Annotated in this window: 18 protein-coding genes; 10 read left to right on the top strand and 8 right to left on the bottom strand. The window is 73.5% G+C overall.

Going from position 1 to position 19,785, the window contains the following annotated elements:
• The first annotated feature begins 30 nt into the window (after positions 1-30).
• Complete coding sequence (locus GA0070603_RS07205; protein ID WP_208863007.1) at positions 31-579, top strand: hypothetical protein; 549 nt, start codon at positions 31-33, stop codon at positions 577-579.
• Positions 580-616: 37 nt separating this feature from the next.
• Positions 617-1,477, top strand: a complete 861-nt coding sequence (locus GA0070603_RS07210; protein WP_091309002.1) for an alpha/beta fold hydrolase — start codon at positions 617-619, stop codon at positions 1,475-1,477.
• 10 nt (positions 1,478-1,487) lie between these two features.
• Here the strand turns inward: GA0070603_RS07210 and GA0070603_RS07215 are convergent, their stop codons facing one another.
• Positions 1,488-1,826 carry a DUF3817 domain-containing protein gene (locus tag GA0070603_RS07215; protein WP_091309004.1) on the bottom strand — a complete coding sequence of 113 codons (339 nt, stop codon included), beginning with the start codon at positions 1,824-1,826 and terminating at the stop codon, positions 1,488-1,490.
• Positions 1,827-1,978: 152 nt separating this feature from the next.
• Here GA0070603_RS07215 and GA0070603_RS07220 point away from each other — a divergent pair, with 152 nt between their 5' ends.
• Complete coding sequence (locus GA0070603_RS07220) at positions 1,979-3,457, top strand: glutamate-cysteine ligase family protein (RefSeq protein WP_091321658.1); 1,479 nt, start codon at positions 1,979-1,981, stop codon at positions 3,455-3,457.
• Positions 3,458-3,467: 10 nt separating this feature from the next.
• Here GA0070603_RS07220 and GA0070603_RS07225 read toward each other — a convergent pair whose 3' ends face one another.
• The 6 genes from GA0070603_RS07225 to glgX form a co-directional block, all read right to left on the bottom strand.
• Entirely contained in the window at positions 3,468-4,043 is a 576-nt protein-coding gene (locus tag GA0070603_RS07225) for a GNAT family N-acetyltransferase (RefSeq protein WP_091321660.1), read from the bottom strand.
• 10 nt (positions 4,044-4,053) lie between these two features.
• Positions 4,054-5,295 (bottom strand): RNA polymerase sigma factor, encoded by a 1,242-nt coding sequence (locus tag GA0070603_RS07230; protein WP_091309006.1) that lies wholly within the window; start codon positions 5,293-5,295, stop codon positions 4,054-4,056.
• Positions 5,295-5,624 (bottom strand): YciI family protein, encoded by a 330-nt coding sequence (locus GA0070603_RS07235; RefSeq protein WP_091309008.1) that lies wholly within the window; start codon positions 5,622-5,624, stop codon positions 5,295-5,297. The genes GA0070603_RS07230 and GA0070603_RS07235 overlap by 1 nt, the downstream gene beginning before the upstream one ends.
• A gap of 122 nt (positions 5,625-5,746) precedes the next feature.
• A complete protein-coding gene (gene treZ, locus GA0070603_RS07240; protein WP_091309010.1) occupies positions 5,747-7,480 on the bottom strand; it encodes a malto-oligosyltrehalose trehalohydrolase in 1,734 nt (577 codons plus the stop codon).
• Positions 7,477-9,783, bottom strand: a complete 2,307-nt coding sequence (gene treY / locus GA0070603_RS07245; RefSeq protein ID WP_091309012.1) for a malto-oligosyltrehalose synthase — start codon at positions 9,781-9,783, stop codon at positions 7,477-7,479. The genes treZ and treY overlap by 4 nt, the downstream gene beginning before the upstream one ends.
• 3 nt (positions 9,784-9,786) lie before the next feature.
• The gene (gene glgX / locus GA0070603_RS07250; protein ID WP_091309014.1) at positions 9,787-11,907 is read right to left on the bottom strand and encodes a glycogen debranching protein GlgX; all 2,121 of its coding nucleotides are present in this window, start codon (positions 11,905-11,907) and stop codon (positions 9,787-9,789) included.
• Positions 11,908-12,227: 320 nt separating this feature from the next.
• On the opposite strand from glgX, the gene GA0070603_RS07255 reads away from it, so the two are divergent.
• The 3 genes from GA0070603_RS07255 (at position 12,228) to GA0070603_RS07265 (ending at position 14,533) form a co-directional block, all read left to right on the top strand.
• Complete coding sequence (locus GA0070603_RS07255; RefSeq protein WP_091309016.1) at positions 12,228-13,625, top strand: glycosyltransferase family 4 protein; 1,398 nt, start codon at positions 12,228-12,230, stop codon at positions 13,623-13,625.
• Between the two features lie 161 nt (positions 13,626-13,786).
• Positions 13,787-13,969: a helix-turn-helix transcriptional regulator gene (locus GA0070603_RS07260; RefSeq protein WP_091309017.1), complete on the top strand. Its 183-nt coding sequence runs from the start codon at positions 13,787-13,789 to the stop codon at positions 13,967-13,969.
• Between the two features lie 63 nt (positions 13,970-14,032).
• The gene (locus tag GA0070603_RS07265; RefSeq protein ID WP_139131838.1) at positions 14,033-14,533 is read left to right on the top strand and encodes a GNAT family N-acetyltransferase; all 501 of its coding nucleotides are present in this window, start codon (positions 14,033-14,035) and stop codon (positions 14,531-14,533) included.
• Between the two features lie 37 nt (positions 14,534-14,570).
• Here the strand turns inward: GA0070603_RS07265 and GA0070603_RS07270 are convergent, their stop codons facing one another.
• Entirely contained in the window at positions 14,571-15,464 is an 894-nt protein-coding gene (locus GA0070603_RS07270) for an alpha/beta hydrolase (protein WP_091309021.1), read from the bottom strand.
• Positions 15,465-15,557: 93 nt separating this feature from the next.
• Between GA0070603_RS07270 and GA0070603_RS07275 the strand changes: the two genes are divergently transcribed.
• From GA0070603_RS07275 to GA0070603_RS07290, 4 genes are all read left to right on the top strand, one after another.
• Positions 15,558-15,977, top strand: coding sequence for an NUDIX hydrolase (locus GA0070603_RS07275; protein WP_091309023.1), 420 nt, complete (start codon positions 15,558-15,560; stop codon positions 15,975-15,977).
• Between the two features lie 144 nt (positions 15,978-16,121).
• Complete coding sequence (locus GA0070603_RS07280) at positions 16,122-16,778, top strand: response regulator transcription factor (RefSeq protein ID WP_091309025.1); 657 nt, start codon at positions 16,122-16,124, stop codon at positions 16,776-16,778.
• Positions 16,779-16,886: 108 nt separating this feature from the next.
• Positions 16,887-18,989 carry a M14 family metallopeptidase gene (locus tag GA0070603_RS07285; protein WP_091309029.1) on the top strand — a complete coding sequence of 701 codons (2,103 nt, stop codon included), beginning with the start codon at positions 16,887-16,889 and terminating at the stop codon, positions 18,987-18,989.
• An 88-nt stretch (positions 18,990-19,077) separates the two neighbouring features.
• Entirely contained in the window at positions 19,078-19,764 is a 687-nt protein-coding gene (locus GA0070603_RS07290; protein ID WP_167544514.1) for a fasciclin domain-containing protein, read from the top strand.
• Positions 19,765-19,785 lie beyond the last annotated feature (21 nt).

Genomic DNA, 19,785 nt, shown 5'->3' on the forward strand with positions numbered 1-19,785 from the left:
ATACGATCGGTGAACGCGACGGGACTCTCGGTGGTGAACATGGACACGGAGCTGCACATTCGCCGCGCCGTCCACCCGACGGAACGGATCGTCACCGGGCGGCTGGTCCGCCTCCTGGAGGGTTATGCCCGCGAGGTGCGGGTGGGGCAGCCGGTGCTGGTCGCGGTGCTGACCGCCGCGGGTGTGGTGGGGCTGCTGCTCCGGGTGGTGCGCGCGCTGCTCAGCAGCGGCGGCGGGGGCGCCCGGCGCAGCTTCAAGGAGCTGAAGCAGGGTCCCGAGTTCCTGGTCACCCCGGTGCGGGTCCGCGACGCCGCCGACCGGCTCGTGGAGGTGGAGTTGCACGGCCACCTGCCGCAGAGCGCCCTGCACCCCGGCGACCACGTGCAGCTCACCCTGCGGCCGCAGCGCGACGCCGACCTGCCGCCCCGCATCGAGCGGATCGTCAACCTGACGACCGGCCAACTGCTGACCCCGCGTACCGCGACGGTCTGGTCGCACCTGGGGCCGGCGCTGCTGCTCCAGGCGGCGCTCGGCGTGCTGCTGGTCGCGGGCGTCGCCGCCTGCTCGGCGCTCGGCTGAGGTTTCCGCCCCCGCCGCCCGGGGCACCGGCTCGCTCATGTTCCCCGGATTCACCCTGTCGGAGATCGATCTCGGCCCGGTCCGGCTGCGGGTCCGGCACGGCGGCTCCGGGCCGCCGGTGGTGCTGCTGCACGGGCATCCGCGTACCCACGCCACCTGGCACCGGGTCGCGCCGCTGCTCGCCGCCCGGCACACGGTGATCTGCCCGGACCTGCGCGGGTACGGCGGTTCGTCGAAGCCGCCGAGCGACCCGGCGCACACGGTCTACTCGAAGCGGGCCATGGCCGGCGACGTGGTGGCGCTGCTCGACGCGCTCGGGCATCCCCGGGCGGCGGTCGTCGGCCACGACCGGGGCTGCTACGTGGCCATGCGCACCGCGCTGGACCATCCGGACCGGGTGACCCGGCTCGGCGTGCTGGACGGGGTGCCGATCGGCGAGGCCCTGGCCCGCTGCGACGCCCGGTTCGCGGCGCGCTGGTGGCACTGGTTCTTCCTCGGCCAGCTCGCCAAGCCGGCCGAGCGGGTGATCAACGCCGATCCGGACGCCTGGTACGGCGGCTCGCCGGAGGCGATGGGCGCGGAGGCGTACGCCGACTACCGCCGGGCGATCCACGACCCGGCCACGGTGCACGCCATGTGCGAGGACTACCGGGCCGGTCTCGGACCGGACCGGGCGGCGGACGACGCGGACCGGGCCGCCGGCCGGCGGATCGGCTGTCCGGTGCTGTTCGCCTGGTCCGAGCGGGACGACATGGTCGACCTGTACGGCGATCCGGCGGCGATCTGGCGGGACTGGGCCGACGACGTGCGGGCGGCCTCGGTACCCTCCGGCCACCACATGGCCGAGGAGGCCCCGGCGGAACTGGCCGCCCTGCTCGGGGACTTCCTGGCCGGGTGATCCGCGGCGGTCAGCCGACCGGCGTGAGGGGACGGTCGGCGGCGGCCGGGGCCGCGAGGAGGCCCCGGCGGCGGGCCCAGCGTTCGAAGAGCACCGTGGCGAACGGCGGCACGGCGCACGCGAGCGCGATCGCGGTGTGCCACAACGACCAGCGCCGCTGCCGGGCCACCACGAGCACGAGCAGCCCGTACGCCACGAACAGCGCGCCGTGGACCGGACCGAAGACGTGCACGCCGATCTCGTTGCGCGGCGGCCCGTACTTGACGGCCATGCCGGCCAGCAGGGCGGCCCAGGAGCAGGCTTCGGCGATGGCCGCCGCCACGAACAGCCGGATGGTCGTCTCGCGCATCGGGCCATGCTAGCCACCCGGGCCGGCGGGAAAGCGGCGACGCGACAGGGATCACCGGCGGGACGGCTGGGTAGTAATGATCCCCCCGGGTCTTTCCCCGCGACACCGGGGCGTGCGAGGTTAGGGGGACCAACGGTGACAGGGTGGTGACCATGGGCGAGGACGTCGGCGCGCGCACCTTCAGCCGGGAGGACCGGGCCCGCTACCGCGACAAGGTGCGGCGCTGCCTGGACGTGTTCGCCGAGATGCTGCGCGAGTCCCGCTTCGACGTGGAGCGGCCGATGACCGGGCTGGAGATCGAGCTGAACCTGGTCGACGACGAGTCCCAGCCGGCCATGCGCAACGCGGACGTGCTGGAGGCGATCGCCGATCCGAGCTTCCAGACCGAGCTGGGCCAGTTCAACGTGGAGATCAACGTCGCGCCGCGCCGGCTCACCGGCACCGGCACGGCGCAGTTCGAGGAGCACGTCCGGGCCAGCCTGAACGCCGCCGAGGAGAAGGCCCGGACGGTCGGCGCGCACATGGTGATGATCGGCATCCTGCCGACCCTGCGCCCGGAGCACCTGACCGCCGAGACCCTGTCGGCCAACCCGCGCTACGCCCTGCTCAACGAGCAGATCTTCGCCGCGCGCGGCGAGGACCTGCGGATCTCGATCAGCGGGGTGGAGCGGCTGGCCACCACGGCGGACACCATCACCCCCGAGGCCGCCTGCACGAGCACCCAGTTCCACCTGCAGGTCAGCCCGGCCCAGTTCGCCGACTACTGGAACGCCGCCCAGGCGATCGCCGGCGTCCAGGTCGCGCTGGGCGCCAACTCGCCGCTGCTGTTCGGCCGGGAGCTGTGGCGGGAGACGCGGGTGCCGCTGTTCCAGCAGGCCACCGACACCCGCGCCGAGGAGATCAAGGCCCAGGGGGTACGCCCCCGGGTCTGGTTCGGGGAACGCTGGATCACCAGCGTGTTCGACCTGTTCGAGGAGAACGTGCGCTACTTCCCGGCGCTGCTGCCGGTCTGCGACCCGGAGGACCCGGCGGAGACCCTCGCGGCCGGCGGCGTACCGAAGCTCGCCGAGTTGCGGCTGCACAACGGCACCGTCTACCGGTGGAACCGCCCGGTCTACGACGTGCTGAAGGGGCGCCCGCACCTGCGGGTGGAGAACCGGGTGCTGCCCGCCGGGCCGACCGTGCTGGACACCGTCGTCAACGGCGCCTTCTACTTCGGCCTGGTCCGCGCCCTCGCCGAGTCCGACCGGCCGCTCTGGTCGCAGATGTCGTTCAGCGCGGCCGAGGAGAACTTCACCAACTGCGCCCGGCACGGGATCGACGCCCAGGTGTTCTGGCCCGGGCTCGGCTACCTGCCGGTGACCGAACTGGTGTTGCGCCGGTTGCTGCCGCTGGCCCACCACGGGCTGGACCGGTGGGGCCTGGACCCGGCCGAGCGGGACCGGCTGCTCGGCATCGTCGAGCAGCGCTGCCTGACCGGCCGCAACGGCGCGACCTGGCAGGTGGAGACGCTGCACCGGCTGGAGTCCGCCGACCACCTGGACCGGCCGGAGGCGCTGCGCGAGGTGGTCCGCCACTACGTCGACCTGATGCACAGCAACCGTCCGGTCCACGAGTGGCCGATTCCCTGACCGTCACGGATCAGAGCGGGGACGGGTCGTCGCGCAGCCGGCTGTAGAGGTGCCCGTCGCGCCACGCGCCGGCGCGGAACTCGCAGGCGCGGACGACCCCTTCGAACTGGAAGCCGGCCTTCTCCAGCGACCGCTGCTCGGCGACGTTCTCCGCGTGGGTGCCGGCCTGGATCCGCTGCGCCGGCGTGTGCGCGAACAGGTAGTCGCAGAGCAGCGCCTGGGCCCGCCACCCGACGCCCCGACCACGCCACTCGGGCAGCAGGGCGATGCCGATCTCCCAGTACGGTGCCCGGCCGCCGTAGATTCCCGACCGGTAGCTGACGAGCCCGGCGGCGGCCTGCTCGGGCTCGACCTGGACGATCAGCCGGCCGTCCTGCTCGCCCAGGTGGCCGTCCTCGGCGTGGCGGCGGTCGGGCGCGCCGGGATCCCGGTAACCGGCCCAGTCGAGCCCGATCAGGCCCGGCTCGGTGGCGAACCGGCGGAGCATCGCCAGGTCCGGCTCGGTGACCGGGCGCAGCCGAACCGTGCCGCCGCCCGCCTCGTGCGCGATGCCGGCGAGCGTCGCCCGCGGCTCGGCTTCGTCCATGCCCGGCACGCTAGCCGCCCGTGAGCCGCTCCGCCGCCCCGGCGAGCTGGTCGCGGCGACGGATGAGGTACGCCGTCTCGGCGGTGTTGCCGGCCAGCCCGATGGCCCGGTCGTACGCCGCGCGCGACTCCGCGCTCCGGCCGAGCCGGCGCAGCAGGGCGGCGCGGGCGGCGTGGAAGGCGTGGTAACCCTCCAGCGGCAGGCCGTCCACCTGCGCCAGGGCGACCTCCGGGCCGTCGAGCTCGGCGACCGCTACCGCCCGGTTGAGCCGCACGATCGGCGAGGGGTCGAGGCGCAGCAGCTGGTCGTAGAGCGCGACGACCTGCGACCAGTCGGTGTCCCGGGCGTCGGGGGCGTCGGTGTGGACGGCGTTGATCGCGGCGAGGATCTGGTACCGCCCCGGCGCCTGGCCGGACGCGAGCCGCGCGCGGACCAGGGCGTGGCCCTCGGCGATCAGCTCGCGGTCCCAGGCGCCCCGGTCCTGCTCCTCCAGGGTCACCAGCTCGCCGCTCGCCGACACCCGCGCCGCCCGGCGGGCCTCGGTCAGGAGCATCAGCGCCAGGAGGCCGGCGACCTCGCCGTCCGCCGGCATGAGGGCCCGGACCAGCCGGGTCAGCCGGATGGCCTCGGCGGTCAGGTCGCCGCGGACCGCCTCCGTGCCGGGGCCCGAGGCCAGGTAGCCCTCGTTGAAGATCAGGTAGAGGACGGCCAGCACCCCGGTGAGCCGGGCCGGGAGGTCGTCCCGGAACGGCACGCCGAAGGGGATCCGGGCCGCCTTGATCTTCGCCTTCGCGCGGGTGATCCGCCGGCTCATGGCGCTCTCCTGGACCAGGAACGCGCGGGCGATCTCGGGCACGGTGAGCCCGCCGACCAGCCGGAGGGTCAGCGCGATGCGCACCTCCATGGCGAGAGCCGGGTGGCAGCAGGTGAAGACGAGGCGGAGCCGGTCGTCGTCGATGGCGCCGAGCGGCTCGGGGGTGTCGGACAGCATCAGCGCCTCCCGGTGTTTCTCCTCGCGCCTGACCTCCCGCCGGAGCCGGTCGACGGCCTTGCGGTGGGCGGTGGTGGTGAGCCACGCGCCGGGACTCGGCGGGACGCCCTCGACGGGCCAGCGCTCGACGGCGGTCGCGAACGCCTCGGCGGCCATGTCCTCGGCGATGTCGAGGTCGCCGAAGCGCCGGGCCAGGGCCGCGACCACCCGGGCCCACTCCTCGCGGTGGACGCGGGTGATCACCTCGTTGACGTCGGTCATCAGCCCAGGAACGGCCGGAGTTCGACCCTCCGGTTGCAGGCCTTCGACCCGGAGGCGGCGAGCCGGAGCGCCACGTCGAGGTGGGGCGCCTCGATGATCCAGAAGCCGATGACCTGCTCCTTCGACTCCACGTAGGGCCCGTCGGTGAACACCGGCTCCCCGCCGCGGCCGTCGACCACCGTGGACGAGGCGGCCGACGCGAGACCGCCGGCGAAGACCCAGTGGCCGTCGGCCCGGAGCCGCTCGTTGAAGACGTCGATCGCGGCCATCTCCGCCTCGGTGGCGAGGTCGGCCGTGTCGGTGAGCACGGACATCAGGTACTGCGCCATGGGGGTCATCTCCTGTCGCCGGGTGGCCGCCCCTCGGGGCCGCCTGTCACCCCTGCTACGAACGCCGCCGCCCCGATCCGACACGCGCGCCGGGATTTCTCCGACGCATTGTCCCCCGCTTCTCAGAGCGCGACGATCGCGGCCGACTCCGCCGGCAGTTCGATCCCGTCCCGCATGACGGTGACCCCTTCGGAGGTGGCGAGCAGCACCCGGCGCACCACACCGGGCAGGTTGATCCGCTGCGCCTTGCCGGCCAGGTTCGCCACCACGAGGCAGCCGCCGCGGCGCATCAGCAGGAACTGGTCGCCGTGGCGTACCTCGACGTGGCTGAGCCGCGGGTCGGACAGGTCGGGGCGGCGCTTGCGCAGCGCGATGAGCCGCCGGTAGAAGTCGTACATCTCCCGGTGCTCGGGCTTGTCCAGCTCGGCCCAGTCGAGCCGGGACCGCACGAAGGTCTGCGGGTCCTGCGGGTCGGGCACGTCCCCCGGCGGCCAGCCGTGGGCCGCGAACTCCCGCCGGCGCCCGGTCGCCACGGCGGTGGCCAGCTCCGGCTCCGGGTGGCTGGTGAAGAACTGCCAGGGGGTGCTGGCGGCCCACTCCTCCCCCATGAACAGCATGGGGGTGAACGGCGCGGTCATGAGCAGGGTGGCGCCGACGCGCAGCAGCCCGGCGGAGAGCGTGGCGGAGATCCGGTCCCCGGTGGCCCGGTTGCCGATCTGGTCGTGGTTCTGGAGGTACGCCACGAACCGGTGCCCCGGCGTGCGCTGCCGGTCGACGGGCCGGCCGTGGCTGCGGTTGCGGAAGCTGGACCAGGTGCCGGCGTGGAAGAACGCACCGGTCAGCACGTCGGTGAGGCATTCGAGCGAGCCGAAGTCGCCGTAGTAGCCCTGCCGTTCCCCGGTGAGCAGGGTGTGCAGCGCGTGGTGGGCGTCGTCGTTCCACTGGGCGTGCAGCCCGTAGCCGCCGGCCTCCCGCGGGGTGATCAGCTTCGGGTCGTTGAGGTCGCTCTCGGCGATCAGCGACAGCGGCCGGCCCAGGTGGGTGGAGAGCGTCTCCACCTCGACCGCGACCTCCTCCAGGAGGTGGGTGGCCCGGGAGTCGGGCATGGCGTGCACGGCGTCCAGCCGCAGCCCGTCGACGTGGTAGTCGCGCAGCCACATGAGCACGCTGTCGACGATGTAGCGGCGCACCCCGTCGGAGTGCGGCCCGTCCAGGTTGACGGTGCGGCCCCAGGGGTTGCTCTGCTCGCTGAGGTACGGCGCGAACCGCGGCGCGTAGGCCCCGGAGGGCCCGAAATGGTTGTAGACGACGTCGAGGATCACCCCCAGCCCCTTCGCGTGCGCCGCGTCGACGAAGCGCTTGAGCCCGTCCGGCCCGCCGTACGGCTCGTGCGGCGCGTACCAGCAGACGCCGTCGTAGCCCCAGTTGTGCTCGCCGTTGAAGGCGTTGACCGGGAGCAGCTCGATGAGGTCGACGCCGAGGTCGACCAGGTGGTCGAGGCGGCCGATCGCCGCGTCGAAGGTGCCCTCCGGGGTGAAGGTGCCGATGTGCAGCTCGTAGAGGACGCTGCCGGGCAGCTGCCGCCCGGTCCAGCCCTGGTCGGTCCAGCCGAACGCGGCGTGGTCGTAGCGCCGGCTCGGCCCGTGCACGCCCTGCGGCTGCCAGGCCGACCGGGGGTCGGGCAGGGCCCGCTCGTCGTCGTCGAGGAGGAACGCGTAGTCGGTGCCGGGTCCGGCGCCGGGCACCTCGACCCGCCACCAGCCCTCCGGCCCGGGACGCATGTCGTGGTCGGCGACGCCGGGCAGGCGCAGCCGGACCCGGGCGGCTTCGGGCGCCCACACCGTGAACTCGGTCATGCGGCTGCCTCCACGGAGTCGGTGGGAGCGAGGAGGGCGACGGGATAGGTGCTCAGCAGATCGTGCATCAGCAGCTCAGACCCACTGTAGACCCGACCGGTGAACACGTCCGTAACACTGTTGCCGGAAATCGCCAGCGTCGTGTCGCCCCAGCCGCCGGCGCGGGCCAGCCGCAGCGGCAGCCGGGTGGCCACCGCGACGGCGCCGCCCCGGTCGAAGGCCACCGCGTGCGCGCCGGCCGGGCCCTGCGCGGGCACCGGCCGGTAGCCGGTGAACAGCTCCGGGCGGTCCCGGCGCAGCCGCAGGGTGCGGGAGACCACGAGCAGCTTCGCCGCGCCGTCGGCGGCCACCGCGGGCCGCCAGCCGGCGTCGAGCCGGGCCAGCAGGTCCCGGCGTACGGCGAAGTCGACCGGGCGGCGGTTGTCCGGGTCGACCAGGGAGTTCTCCCACAGCTCGGTGCCCTGGTAGGTGTCCGGAACACCGGGCATGGCGAGCTGGACCAGCTTCTGCCCGAGCGAGTTGGACCAGCCGGCCGGGGTGATCTCGTCGGCGAACGCGGTGAGCTGGGCGTGCAGCTCCGGGTCGTCGTACATCCGGTCGACAAGGGCGTGCAGCTCGTGCTCGAACGCCGGGTCCGGGTCGGCCCAGCTCGTCGACGCCGACGCCTCCCGGGCGGCCTTCTCCGCGTACGCGTGCAGGCGCTCCCGCTCGATCGGCCAGGCCCCGACGGCGGTCTGCCAGAGCAGGTGGGCGAACGCGGGGTCGGCCAGCGGCGCCCGGGACATCCAGTCGGCGACCCGTTCGGCCCAGCGCCCGGGCAGCTCGGACAGGACGGCGAGCCGGGCCCGGATGTCCTCGCCGCGCTTCGTGTCGTGGGTGGAGAGCGTGGTCATGCTCGCCGGCCAGCGCACCTGACGGGCGGCGGCGAAGCGGTGGAACTCGGCCGGCGCCACCCCGAAGTGGGCCGGGCTGCCGCCCACCTCGTTGAGGGCCACGAACCGGCTCCACCGGTAGTAGGCGGTGTCCTCCACGCCCTTGGCCATGACCGCGCCGGAGAGCTGCGGGAAGCGGGCGGCCAGCTCGTGGTCGGGGTCGCGGAGCCGGGCGGTGACCGCGTCCAGCACGGTGGTCAGGTCGGGGCGGCGCCGGCCGGCCTCGGCGCGGGCGGCGGCCAGGTGCCGGGCGCCCTCCGGCGGGTAGCCGCGGTAGACCGGGAAGCAGGCGGCCAGCTCGGCGAGGGCCGGCCGGACCTGCTCGGCGGGCAGTTCGGGGACGAGCGCGGCGAGCCGGCTCAGCTCGGCGGCGAGCAGCCGGGTGGCCGCCGCCAGCTTGGTGTCGTGGGTGAGGTCCTCCCACGAGGTGTGCCGGCCGGTCAGCCGGCCGTCCAGCGCCGTGAAGTCCGCCTCGGCGTCCGGGTCGACGAAGAGCCCACCGGCCGCGGCCAGGGCGTCGTAGCCGGTGGTGCCGTCGACCGGCCAGTCCGGCAGCTCCTCCCCGTACTCCAGGATCTTCTCGACCACCAGCCACGCGCCGGGCGCGGCGGCGCGCAGCCGCGCCAGGTAGCCGGCGGGGTCGCGCAGCCCGTCCGGGTGGTCGACGCGGATGCCGTCGAGGTCGCCGGCGGCGGCCCAGCGCAGGATCTCCGCGTGGGTGGCGCGGAAGACCTCCGGGTCCTCCACCCGGAGGCCGGCCAGGTCGGAGACGGCGAAGAACCGGCGGTACGTCAGCTCGGTGTCGCCGCGGCGCCAGTTGACCAGCTCGTAGTGCTGCCGGTCGTGCACCTCGCGCGGGGTGCCGTCCCCGGTGCCGTCGGCGATCGGGAAGCGGTGCTCGTGGTAGCGCAGCTCGCCGTCGACCACCTTGAGGTCGTCGAGGGCGTCGGGGGTGTCGGCGAGGACGGGCAGCAGCAGCCGGCCCCGGTCCCAGTCGATGTCGAACCAGTCCGCGTACGCCGAGGCCCGGCCCCGGCGCAGCACGTCCCACCAGGCCGGGTTGGCCGCCGGCCGGGCCACCCCGGCGTGGTTGGGCACGATGTCCACGACCAGGCCGAGCCCCGCCGCGCGCAGCGCCCGGACGAGGCGCTGCCGGCCGCCCTCGCCCCCGAGTTCCGGGTTGACCGCCCGGTGGTCGACCACGTCGTAGCCGTGCTGCGAGCCGGGGGTGGCGGTGAGCAGGGGCGCGCTGTAGAGGTGGGTGACGCCGAGGTCGGCCAGGTAGCCGGCGAGGCCGGCGGTGGCGTCGAGGTCGAAGCCGGGGCGGACCTGGATCCGGTAGGTGCTGCGGGGGTGAGGGGTGTCGGGCATGGGTCAGGCCGTCCTCTCCAGGACCAGCAGCGAGCGGTCGGGGACGCAGATGTCGCCGCCCGCCTCGACCGCGACGGTCTTCTCCGGATCCGGGTCCGCGGTGCTGATGACCAGCTCCCACCGCTGTCCGAACTCGGCCGGCGGCAGGGTGAAGTCCAGCGGGGCGTCGTGCGCGTTGAACAGCAGCAGGAAGGAGTCGTCCCGGTGGCGCTGGCCGTACTGGCCGCGTTCCGGGATGCCGTCGCCGTTGACGAACAGCGCCACCGAGCGGCCGAAGTCGTTGCCCCAGTCCTCGCCGGTCATCTCCCGGCCGTCAGGGGTGTACCAGGCCAGGTCGGGCAAGGCGGTGCCGGCGGCCCGGCCGCCGACCGGCAGTCCGGTGAAGAAGCGGCGCCGCTGGAACACCCGGTGCCGCTTGCGGAACTCGGTGAGCCGCCGCACGAAGGCCACCAGGTCCTCGTCGGCCCGGTCCCAGTCGACCCAGGCCAGCTCGCTGTCCTGGCAGTAGGCGTTGTTGTTGCCGCGCTGGGTGCGGCCCAGTTCGTCGCCGTGCCCGAGCATCGGCACGCCCTGCGAGAGGATCAGGGTGGCCAGGAAGTTGCGCCGCTGCCGGGCGCGCAGGGCCAGCACGCCCGGGTCGTCGGTCTCCCCCTCGACGCCGCAGTTCCAGGAGCGGTTGTGGCTCTCCCCGTCCCGGTTCTCCTCGCGGTTGGCCTCGTTGTGCTTGTCGTTGTAGGAGACCAGGTCGTTCAGCGTGAACCCGTCGTGGCAGGTGACGAAGTTGATGCTGTGGAAGGGGCGGCGCCCGTCGTCCTGGTAGAGGTCGGCGGAGCCGGAGATCCGGGAGGCGAACTCGGCCAGGGTGGCCGGCTCGCCGCGCCAGAAGTCCCGCACGGTGTCCCGGTACTTGCCGTTCCACTCGGTCCACTGCGGCGGGAAGTTGCCGACCTGGTAGCCGCCGGGGCCGACGTCCCACGGCTCGGCGATCAGCTTGACCCGGCCGACCACCGGGTCCTGCTGCACCACCTCGAAGAAGGTGGAGAGGCGGTCCACCTCGTAGAACTCCCGGGCCAGGGTGGCCGCGAGGTCGAAGCGGAAGCCGTCGACGTGCATCTCGGTGACCCAGTAACGCAGCGAATCCATGATCAGCTGGAGCGAGTGCGGGCTGCGCACGTTGAGGCTGTTGCCGGTGCCGGTGTAGTCGACGAAGTACCGCCGGTCCTCCTCCGAGAGCCGGTAGTAGCTCGGGGTGTCGATGCCCTTGAAGCTCAGCGACGGCCCGAGGTGGTTGCCCTCGGCGGTGTGGTTGTAGACCACGTCGAGGATGACCTCGATGCCGGCCGCGTGCAGCGCCTTGACCATGCCGCGGAACTCCTGCACCTGCTGGCCGAGCCGGCCCAGGGCCGAGTAGCCGTGGTGCGGGGCGAAGAACCCGATGGTGTTGTAGCCCCAGTAGTTGCGCAGCCCAAGGTCGGCCAGGCGGTGGTCGTGCACGAACTCGTGCACCGGCATCAGCTCGACGGCGGTCACCCCGAGTTGCTGGAAGTACTCGATCATGACGGGTGACGCGATGGCCGAGTACGTGCCGCGCAGCTCCTCCGGGATGTCCGGGTGGCGCATGGTCAGCCCGCGCACGTGCGCCTCGTAGATCACCGAGTGGTGGTAGGGCGTGCGGGGCGGCTTGTCGTTGCCCCAGTCGAAGTACGGGTTCACCACGACCGACTTCGGCATGAACGGCGCCGAGTCGGTGTCGTTGCGCCGGTCCGGGTCGCCGCCCACCTCGTAGTCGTAGACGGCCGGGTCCCAGTTGACCTCCCCGTCGACGGCCTTCGCGTAGGGGTCCAGGAGCAGCTTGTGCGGGTTGCACCGGAGCCCGTTGGCCGGGTCCCACGGCCCGTGCACCCGGTAGCCGTAGCGCTGGCCCGGCTCGATGCCCGGCAGGTACGCGTGCCAGACGTACGCGTCGACCTCGCGCAACTCGACCCGGCGCTCGGTGCCGACGTCCCACTCGTCGAACAGGCAGAGCTCGATCCTCTCCGCGACCTCGGAGAAGATTGCGAAGTTGGTGCCCATCCCGTCGTAGGTGGCGCCGAGGGGGTAGCTCTCGCCCGGCCAGACCTGCATGTCGCTCCTTCGGCCATGATCATGAGCGCACCGGACGGGCGGGCCGCCGGTGCGCACGCCGCTAATGCCCCGCCGCACGCTCCGGCAATCCACCCCTTCGGACCGTAACCGAAATCCACCCACCTGAGGTGGGCCGGACCTTCGGGTGTCGTCCGTCACGATCGCCCTTTTCGAGATGCGGGTTCGCGCCGGATGGCTTTTCCTGGATCGCGGACGCGCGTGCCCGCGCGCGGTCCGCCCGGCCGTTCGGCCGTCCCCACCACGCACCCCACGCCGCCACTGACGCCGGCGCGTACCAGCACGCTTGGACGGAGATCGATGTGACCACCCTGCGGGTCGGCGCGCAGCCCGCCACCGCGACGGACCGGACCCACCGGCCCACCCTCACCTCCCGCCCGACCATCCCACCGCAGACCGGCGTGCCGCCCCGGACCCGGCGCATCCTCATGCTGTCGTGGGAGTACCCGCCGGTGCTCGTCGGTGGCCTCGGCCGCCACGTGCACGCGCTCTCCGTCGCCCTGGCCGCCGCCGGCCACGAGGTCACCGTGGTCACCCGGCACGCCGAGGGCGCTCCCCTGGAGGAGTACGCCGACGGCGTGCGGATCGTCCGCGCCGCCGAGGACCCGGTCACCTTCCCGCTCGCCACCGGCTCCCTGCTGGCCTGGACCATGGCGTTCAACCACACCCTGACCCGGGCCGCCCTACGCGCCGCGGAGTCCGGCGCGTACGACGTCATCCACGCCCACGACTGGCTGGTCGCGCACACCGCCATGACCCTGCGCGAGCACCTCGACGTGCCGCTGGTCAGCACCATCCACGCCACCGAGGCCGGCCGGCACCAGGGCTGGCTGCCCGAGGAGATGAACCGCACCATCCACGGCGTCGAGCACTGGCTCGCCACCGAGTCCGGCCGGGTGATCGTCTGCTCCGGCTACATGCGCGACGAGGTGGGCGCGCTGTTCGGGGTGGACCCGACCCGGGTCGACGTGGTCCCCAACGGGGTGGAGCCGCACCGCTGGCGGGTGCCCGGCTCGGCGGTCGCCGCCGCCCGGGCCCGGTTCGCCGGTGACGGTCCGCTGGTCACCTTCGCGGGCCGCCTGGTCTACGAAAAGGGCGTGCAGCACCTGCTCGCCGGGCTACCCCGGCTCCGCGACCGGCACCCCGGGCTGCGCGCGGTGATCGTCGGCGACGGGCCATACCGGGCGACCCTGGAGGCCGAGGTGCACCGGCTCGGGCTGGGCGCCACCGTCAGCATGCCGGGCTTCCTGGGCGGCACCGACCTGCCGGCCGTGATGGCCGCCTCGGACTGCTTCGCCGTGCCGAGCATCTACGAGCCGTTCGGCATGGTGGCGCTGGAGGGTGCCGCCGCCGGCGCGCCGCTCGCCGTGTCCCGCACCGGCGGGCTGGCCGAGATCGTCGAGCCGGGCGTCACCGGCCTGACCTTCGCCCCGCAGGACCCCGACGGGCTTTCCGAGGCGGTGCACACGCTGCTCTCCGACCGGGACCGGGCACGGCTGCTCGCCCGGCGCGCCCGCACCATGGTCCACGAGCAGTACGGCTGGTCCGCCATCGCGTCCCGCACCGCCGCCGCGTACGCGTCCGCCATCGCGGGCGATCCCACGTTCACGGCCGCCCGGGCCGAGCAGCGGATGGCCGCCGGCCGGACCCTGCCCGCCCTGCCCGAGGGCAACCTGCTCGCTGCCGCCGGCCTGCGCTGACCCGAGCCACGACGGCCGCCGACCCCGCTCGGGGCGGCGGCCGTCGTCGTGGTTCAGGGACAGCGGAACCAGGGCTGCCTCCGTCGCGCCTCGACCGTCAGGCGCCAGGCTCTTGGCATGCTCCACCCAGGGCACCTAGCGTCCGACCCACGGCCAAGAAGCTGCGGCTGGTCGGCTCGGCGGAGATCCGCGTTCTCCTCGGAGGCGTGTCGCGTCAGCGCGCCTACCAGATCACCAGCCGCCGCGACTTTCCCGAGCCCGTTGCCGTGCTCCAGATGGGCAACGTCTGGCTCGCCGAAGACGTCGAGAAATGGATCGCGGAGAAGCGTCCCGACATGGACTGAGCCCCGACCTGCCGACCATGACGGGTGCCAAAAGGCTGCTGCGTCGCCCCTAAGATCGCGATCATGCGGGAGGTTGGGCTGACGGTTCGGCCGGCGGGCGTGGCGGATGTTCCTTCGTTGGTGGAGTTGCGGCTGGCCAACGCCGAGGCCCACCTCGCTCTCGATCCCGACGCCTACCGCGTTCCGCGGCGTGAGGCGGTGGTGCGCCACTTCACGGCCGTGCTGGCCGACGAGTCGGGACGCGATGCTGTTCTCGTCGCCGAGGTTCGGGACGGCCGGGTGGTCGGGATGATCGAGGTGCTGCGGCAGTTCGAGCCGCCGGAGCATCAGATCCTGCGTCCTGAACCGTCGGCGCAGGTGCACACTGTCGTGCTTCCTGACGCCAGAGGGCTCGGGGTGGGAGCAGCGCTGCTGGAGGCGGCCGAACGGTGGGCGACGGACCGAGGGATCACGTACCTGTCCGCCGGGATCCACCACCGCAACGCGGGCGCGGTGCGCTTCTACGGTCGGCACGGCTACACCGATGCCGGTTGCTCCCTGGGCAGGCGTCTGGGCGTCCGGTGACCAGTGGTACGCCAAGCCGCGCGGCGGCTTCAAAAGATCAGCTGGATCGTCGGCCCAGCAGCTGCGCGGCGTCGCGGAGGAAACGGTCCTCCGCCGCGGCAGCGGCTGGTGACACGTCCCGCAGGGTCGGGAAGTCGTGGACCAGCCCGGGTTCGCGTCGGTGTGTCACCGGCACGCCGGCGGACCGCAGGCGCGCCACGTAGGCCTCACCCTCGTCGCGCAGGGGATCGTGCTCGGCGGTCACGACGACGGCCGGCGGCAGGCCCCGCAGGTCCGCGACGAGCGGATTGGTCGACGGCGAGTCGCGGGTGTCGGGATCGGGCAGCCACATCGCGACCCACCGGCGAAGGGTGCCGGCATCGAGCAGCCAGCCACTCCCCTTTTCCTCGACGCTCGGAGACCGGAGCGTGGGGTCGGCGTTCGGGCAGACCAGCAACTGCGCCAGCAGGGGCACCTCGTCGCGCAGCCGCAGCGCCGTCAGGATCGCGATGAGACCACCCGCCGAGTCGCCGGCCACCGCCACCGGTGTCCCGTCGCCGGCCACGCGCCGGACCACCCCCACCGCGTCGTCGACCGCCGCCGGCCAGGGATGTTCCGGCGCGCGTCGGTAGTCGACAGCGACCACCGACGCCGCCGTGGCCACGGCGAGCCGCCGCGCCTGCGCGTCGTGCGTGTCGAGATCTCCCAGCACGAACCCGCCGCCGTGGAGGTAGACGACCACCGGGCGCGCGCCCGGCGCGTACACCCGTACCGGGACACCCGCCATCGTCGTGTCGACGGTCGGGACCTCCGGTCCCGGCGTACGTGCCGCAGCCCGTGCGCGGGAGGCCTGACGCGAGGTCGCCACGTCCGGTTCGCCGACGGCGGGCTGGGTTCTCGCGGTCCGCAGGAACGCAGCCAGGTGGTCGTCAGCGATGAAGTCCTCCGGCACGGGATCATGCTAGTGGGCCGGCCGGCTCCGGCTGCTCGGAAGCTTCGCGCCGACGGTCCTGCGCCGGGAGTGCCGCCATGGAATGATTCCGCGATGGCCAGCTATGACGTGGCGCTCGTCCTGCTCGTGGACCCCTCGGGCGCGATCCTGCTCCAGCACCGTGACGAGCACGCGCCCGTCTCACCGAACCAGTGGAGCCTGCCCGGCGGGGGCATCGAGCCCGGCGAGACGCCGGAGGAGGCCGCCCGTCGGGAACTGCTGGAGGAGACCGGCCTGACCGCGGGCGACCTGCGTCCCTTCTGGACCGGCCCGCGCCCCTACGAGGAGGGCTTCCCGCACACGGTCACGGTCCACGTCTTCCACGGCACCACCGACGCCCGCCAGGAGGACGTGGTGTGCGGCGAGGGCCGGGCGATGGTCTTCGTCCCCCGCGACGAGGTGCTCGACCGCGAGCTGGCGGTCTCCGCCGCGTTCGTCCTGCCCCGCTACCTCACGGCGCCGAGCAGATCCTGAGACGGGCGCGTGGCGCGCTCACCTCGGCCCGACGGCTCGACACGCATGATCGTCTGGCTGTGATCTCCCGTTCGGACTGGTCGCGGCCGGTGTGGATCGGACAGACTCGCGTGAACCTGTGGTGACGAGGTTCGAGGAGACGCGGTGCGGGTGCTTCTGGTGGAGGACGACCTGCGAGTCGCGTCCGCGCTCGCCGCCGCGCTGCGCCGCCGGGGCAACTCGGTCATCACTGCCACCACCGCGTCGGAGGCGGCCGAGGCCGGACCGGTGGACCTCATGCTGCTCGACCTGAACCTCCCGGACCGGGACGGCCTCTCGCTGTGTCGGGAGATCCGCCGGCACAACGAGGACATCGCGATCATCGCGGTGACCGCGCGCGGCGACGAGCGCGACCGGGTGGCGGGGCTGCGGGCCGGCGCCGACGACTACGTCGTCAAGCCGTTCTCGATGGCGGAGTTGCAGGCCCGGATCGAGGCGGTGATGCGCCGCAGCGCCCGCGCCTTCCGGGCCGAGCCCGCGCTGGAGGTGGGCGACCTGCGGCTGGACCTCAACGCCCGGCGGGTCTGGCTGGGCGACCGGGAGGTGGTCCTGACCCGCAAGGAGTTCGCGCTGCTGATGGCGTTGGCCCGGCAGGCCGGGACGGTGGTGCCCCGGGAGCGGCTGCTCATGGACGTCTGGCAGACCACCTGGGGCGGCGGCCACACCCTCGACGTCCACGTCGCGGCCCTGCGGGGCAAGCTCGACGACGCCGGCCTGGTGGAGACCGTACGCGGGGTGGGCTACCGGCTCCGGTCGGCCTGAGCCGGCGATCCTCAGATCAACCTCAAGAAATCGTCGGCCGTCGACCAGAGACGGGCTGACTCGCATTGGCTGTCCGGACCGAGTCATCCCACCTGTTCTGGAGCTTCCATGAGAGACAGACGGACGACGGCCCTCCTCTCCGCCCTGCTCGCCGCCAGCCTGGCGGCGTTCGCCGGGCCCGTACCCGCACAGGCCGACCCGGCCGAGCCGAACCAGGTCCAGGGCCTGACGGTCGTGCAGGGCGACGGCTACGCCACCCTCGCCTGGACGCCTGTCGACGGCGCCACCGACTACCAGATCGAGCGCACCCCGGTCGCCGCCGACGACACGGCCACCGGACCGGCGGTGATCACCGGCGTCTGGCGGCCGAACCGCCAGATCAACAACTCCTCCCCCACCTTCGCCGACGCCGGCTTCAACCCGGGCGCCCGGTTCCAGTGGCGGGTCCGCGCCCGCTTCGGCGCCACCGCCGAGCCCTACTCGGCGCCGGTCGCCGACACCACCAGGGCACCCTGGGGTGACCCGGCGGTGCCCGGCCAGAACCTCCGGACCCAGTGGGAGACCACCCTCGCGGCGCAGTACACCAGCGACGTCAACGAGTACGCGTACACGGCGGCTGTCGACGAGGCGAGCGACCGCGTCCGGGTCACCGAGATCGGCCGGACCGCGCTGGGCCGCCCCATCAACATGTTCGTCATCGGCTACCCCACCCCGCCGGCCACCCCGGCGGCGGTGGCCGCGACCTCGCCGCTGATGGTCAACTGCAACGTGCACGGCAACGAGCCCGGTGACCGGGAAGCCTGCCTCATCATGGCGCGCCAACTGGCCTTCAGCGACGACCCGCGCACGCTGGACCTGCTGTCGCACACCACAGTGCTGATCGTGCCCACCATCAACGGAGACGGCCGGGCGGCCAACACCCGGGGCAACTCCACCGGCCAGGACCTCAACCGGGACTACTCGCTGGTGCGGCAGCCGGAGACGTTCGCGCTGGTGCGGATGCTGCGCGACTACCGGCCGGTGGCCGGCTACGACGGGCACGAATTCGGCAACTCCAGCGCCGGCGACCTGCCGATGCTGCCGCCGCGGCACCAGAACGTCGCCCAGCCGATCTTCGACGAGTCGCAGCACATGATCGAGGGTCACATGTACACGCAGGGCGCGAAGGACGGCTGGTGGCCCTGCCCGTACGGGTGCAACGGCGGTGGCAACGTCGGGCTGAGCGAGGAGACCATCCTGCGCAACACGCTCGGCCTCAAGAACGTGGTGAACTCCCTGCTGGAGCTGCGCAGCGCCGGCGGCACGACCCGGCCGGACGAGGGCAACACGGCGAACAACCGGCGGCGCAAGACGTTCTCGGCGCTGTGGACGTTCCAGCAGTTCCTCGACTACCACCGGGCGAGCCTCAAGGAGATCACCACGGCGCGGGCCGACGCGATCACCTTCCAGGTGTCGAACACCGGCCGGATCGTCTTCCGCGGCTCCCGGCCGATCGCGGCGTACCCGTCGCCGCACCCGGGCGAGGCCCCGCCGCCGCTGGACGCCCCGCGTGAGGACCAGATCCTCACCGACGCGCCGTGCGCCTACCGGCTCACCGAGGAGCAGTACCACGGTGAGCGCACCGACGGCCCGGCCGGCCAGCGGACCACCGTGGCGCAGCGACTCGCCGCGCACGGCCACAAGGTGGTGAAGGTCGCCGACGGGTACGTGGTGCCCCTCGCCCAGCCCGAACGGGGGCTGATCCCGCTGCTGCTCGACGGGCAGGCCGTGGAGAAGCTGGTCGACGCCGAGCGGGTGTACCCGACGGTGACCGGCTCGCACGACGGCCCGCTCGTGGTCTCCGGCGTCACCTGCCTGCGGGACGCCACGGTGACCGGTCCGGTCCGCGTCCGGCCCGGCGGCACGCTTGTCGCCACCGGCTCCTCGATCACCGGCCCGGTGGACGCGACCGGCGCCGCCGGCGTGTTCCTGACCGACAGCACGGTCGAGGGCCCGGTGCGGGTCGCGCAGTCCAGCGGCCCGGTGGTGATCGTCGACGCGACGGTCACCGGCCCGGTCGACGTGTCGGGCAACCGCGGTGACGCGCCGCTGGTGGCGGCCAACACCGTGACCGGTCCGCTGAGCTGCGGTGGCAACACCCAGGCACCGGAGAACCTCGGGCTGAGCAACTCGGTGGAGGGCCCGAAGAGCGGCCAGTGCGCGAGCCTCTGACCCGTTGATTGTCGTACCGGCAGGTCCGGCCTGCCGGGCCTGCCGGTACGACCTGGACCGAGCGGAGAACGCCGTGGAACCGCCCGTCATGCCCCCGCGATCCCTCCCCCGGTTCCGGTGGCCGACCCGCCGGCGACGGACCGCCGCGCTCGGCGCGGTCGCACTGTCCCTGGCGCTCGCCGCCACGGGCTGCTCCGGCGCCGGCACCGCCCCGCCGGCCGGGGCCGGTGGCGGCGCCGCGCCGAAGGCGCCCCCCGCCGTGAGCGGCCCGCTGTGCGACCTGCTGCCCTCCGGCAGCGAGCCGGGCAACCCGGCGGCCCTCACCGGCCAGCCGGCCGAGGTCGCGCTGCAGTGGCTGCCCGTCCTCACCACGTTCGAGGCGGCGGTGCGGGCGTCCGGCATGTCCGCCGACCTGCACGGCGGCTCGGGAGTGACCATCCTGGCCCCGACCGACGACGCGTTCGCCGCCAAGTTCTCCGAGGACGACCTCGACCGTCTGCTCCTCGCCGACCGGGACACGCTCCGCGGCCTGCTCCGCGAACACCTCGTCGCCGGGTCGCGGTCGCTGTCCGACCTCGTGGCCGCCGGGAAGGTCACCACCCTCGCCGGCACCACGGTGACGGTCACCGGTGGCGGAGGGAGCGCCCGCCTGGCCGACCAGGCCGACACCGTGTGCGCCGACTACCAGGTCGCCGGCGCGCGGATCCACATCATCAACCACGTGCTCGGCAGCCTGCCCACCACGGGCGGGCCGGGCGGGCACCGCGCCCACTGACCCTTGCCCACCGAAACCGCA

The organism is Micromonospora chersina (genome assembly GCF_900091475.1).
Classification (GTDB): domain Bacteria; phylum Actinomycetota; class Actinomycetes; order Mycobacteriales; family Micromonosporaceae; genus Micromonospora; species Micromonospora chersina.

Excerpts from the sequence above, each read along its gene's own strand:
- GA0070603_RS07220 (WP_091321658.1), top strand. The coding sequence starts at position 1,979 with ATGGGCGAGGACGTCGGCGCGCGCACCTTCAGCCGGGAGGACCGGGCC.
- GA0070603_RS07225 (WP_091321660.1), bottom strand. The coding sequence starts at position 4,043 with ATGGACGAAGCCGAGCCGCGGGCGACGCTCGCCGGCATCGCGCACGAG.
- GA0070603_RS07230 (WP_091309006.1), bottom strand. The coding sequence starts at position 5,295 with ATGACCGACGTCAACGAGGTGATCACCCGCGTCCACCGCGAGGAGTGG.
- GA0070603_RS07210 (WP_091309002.1), top strand. The coding sequence starts at position 617 with ATGTTCCCCGGATTCACCCTGTCGGAGATCGATCTCGGCCCGGTCCGG.
- treY (WP_091309012.1), bottom strand. The coding sequence starts at position 9,783 with ATGCCCGACACCCCTCACCCCCGCAGCACCTACCGGATCCAGGTCCGC.
- glgX (WP_091309014.1), bottom strand. The coding sequence starts at position 11,907 with ATGCAGGTCTGGCCGGGCGAGAGCTACCCCCTCGGCGCCACCTACGAC.
- GA0070603_RS07290 (WP_167544514.1), top strand. The coding sequence starts at position 19,078 with ATGCCCCCGCGATCCCTCCCCCGGTTCCGGTGGCCGACCCGCCGGCGA.
- GA0070603_RS07275 (WP_091309023.1), top strand. The coding sequence starts at position 15,558 with ATGGCCAGCTATGACGTGGCGCTCGTCCTGCTCGTGGACCCCTCGGGC.
- GA0070603_RS07215 (WP_091309004.1), bottom strand. The coding sequence starts at position 1,826 with ATGCGCGAGACGACCATCCGGCTGTTCGTGGCGGCGGCCATCGCCGAA.
- GA0070603_RS07285 (WP_091309029.1), top strand. The coding sequence starts at position 16,887 with ATGAGAGACAGACGGACGACGGCCCTCCTCTCCGCCCTGCTCGCCGCC.
- GA0070603_RS07265 (WP_139131838.1), top strand. The coding sequence starts at position 14,033 with ATGCGGGAGGTTGGGCTGACGGTTCGGCCGGCGGGCGTGGCGGATGTT.
- GA0070603_RS07235 (WP_091309008.1), bottom strand. The coding sequence starts at position 5,624 with ATGGCGCAGTACCTGATGTCCGTGCTCACCGACACGGCCGACCTCGCC.
- treZ (WP_091309010.1), bottom strand. The coding sequence starts at position 7,480 with ATGACCGAGTTCACGGTGTGGGCGCCCGAAGCCGCCCGGGTCCGGCTG.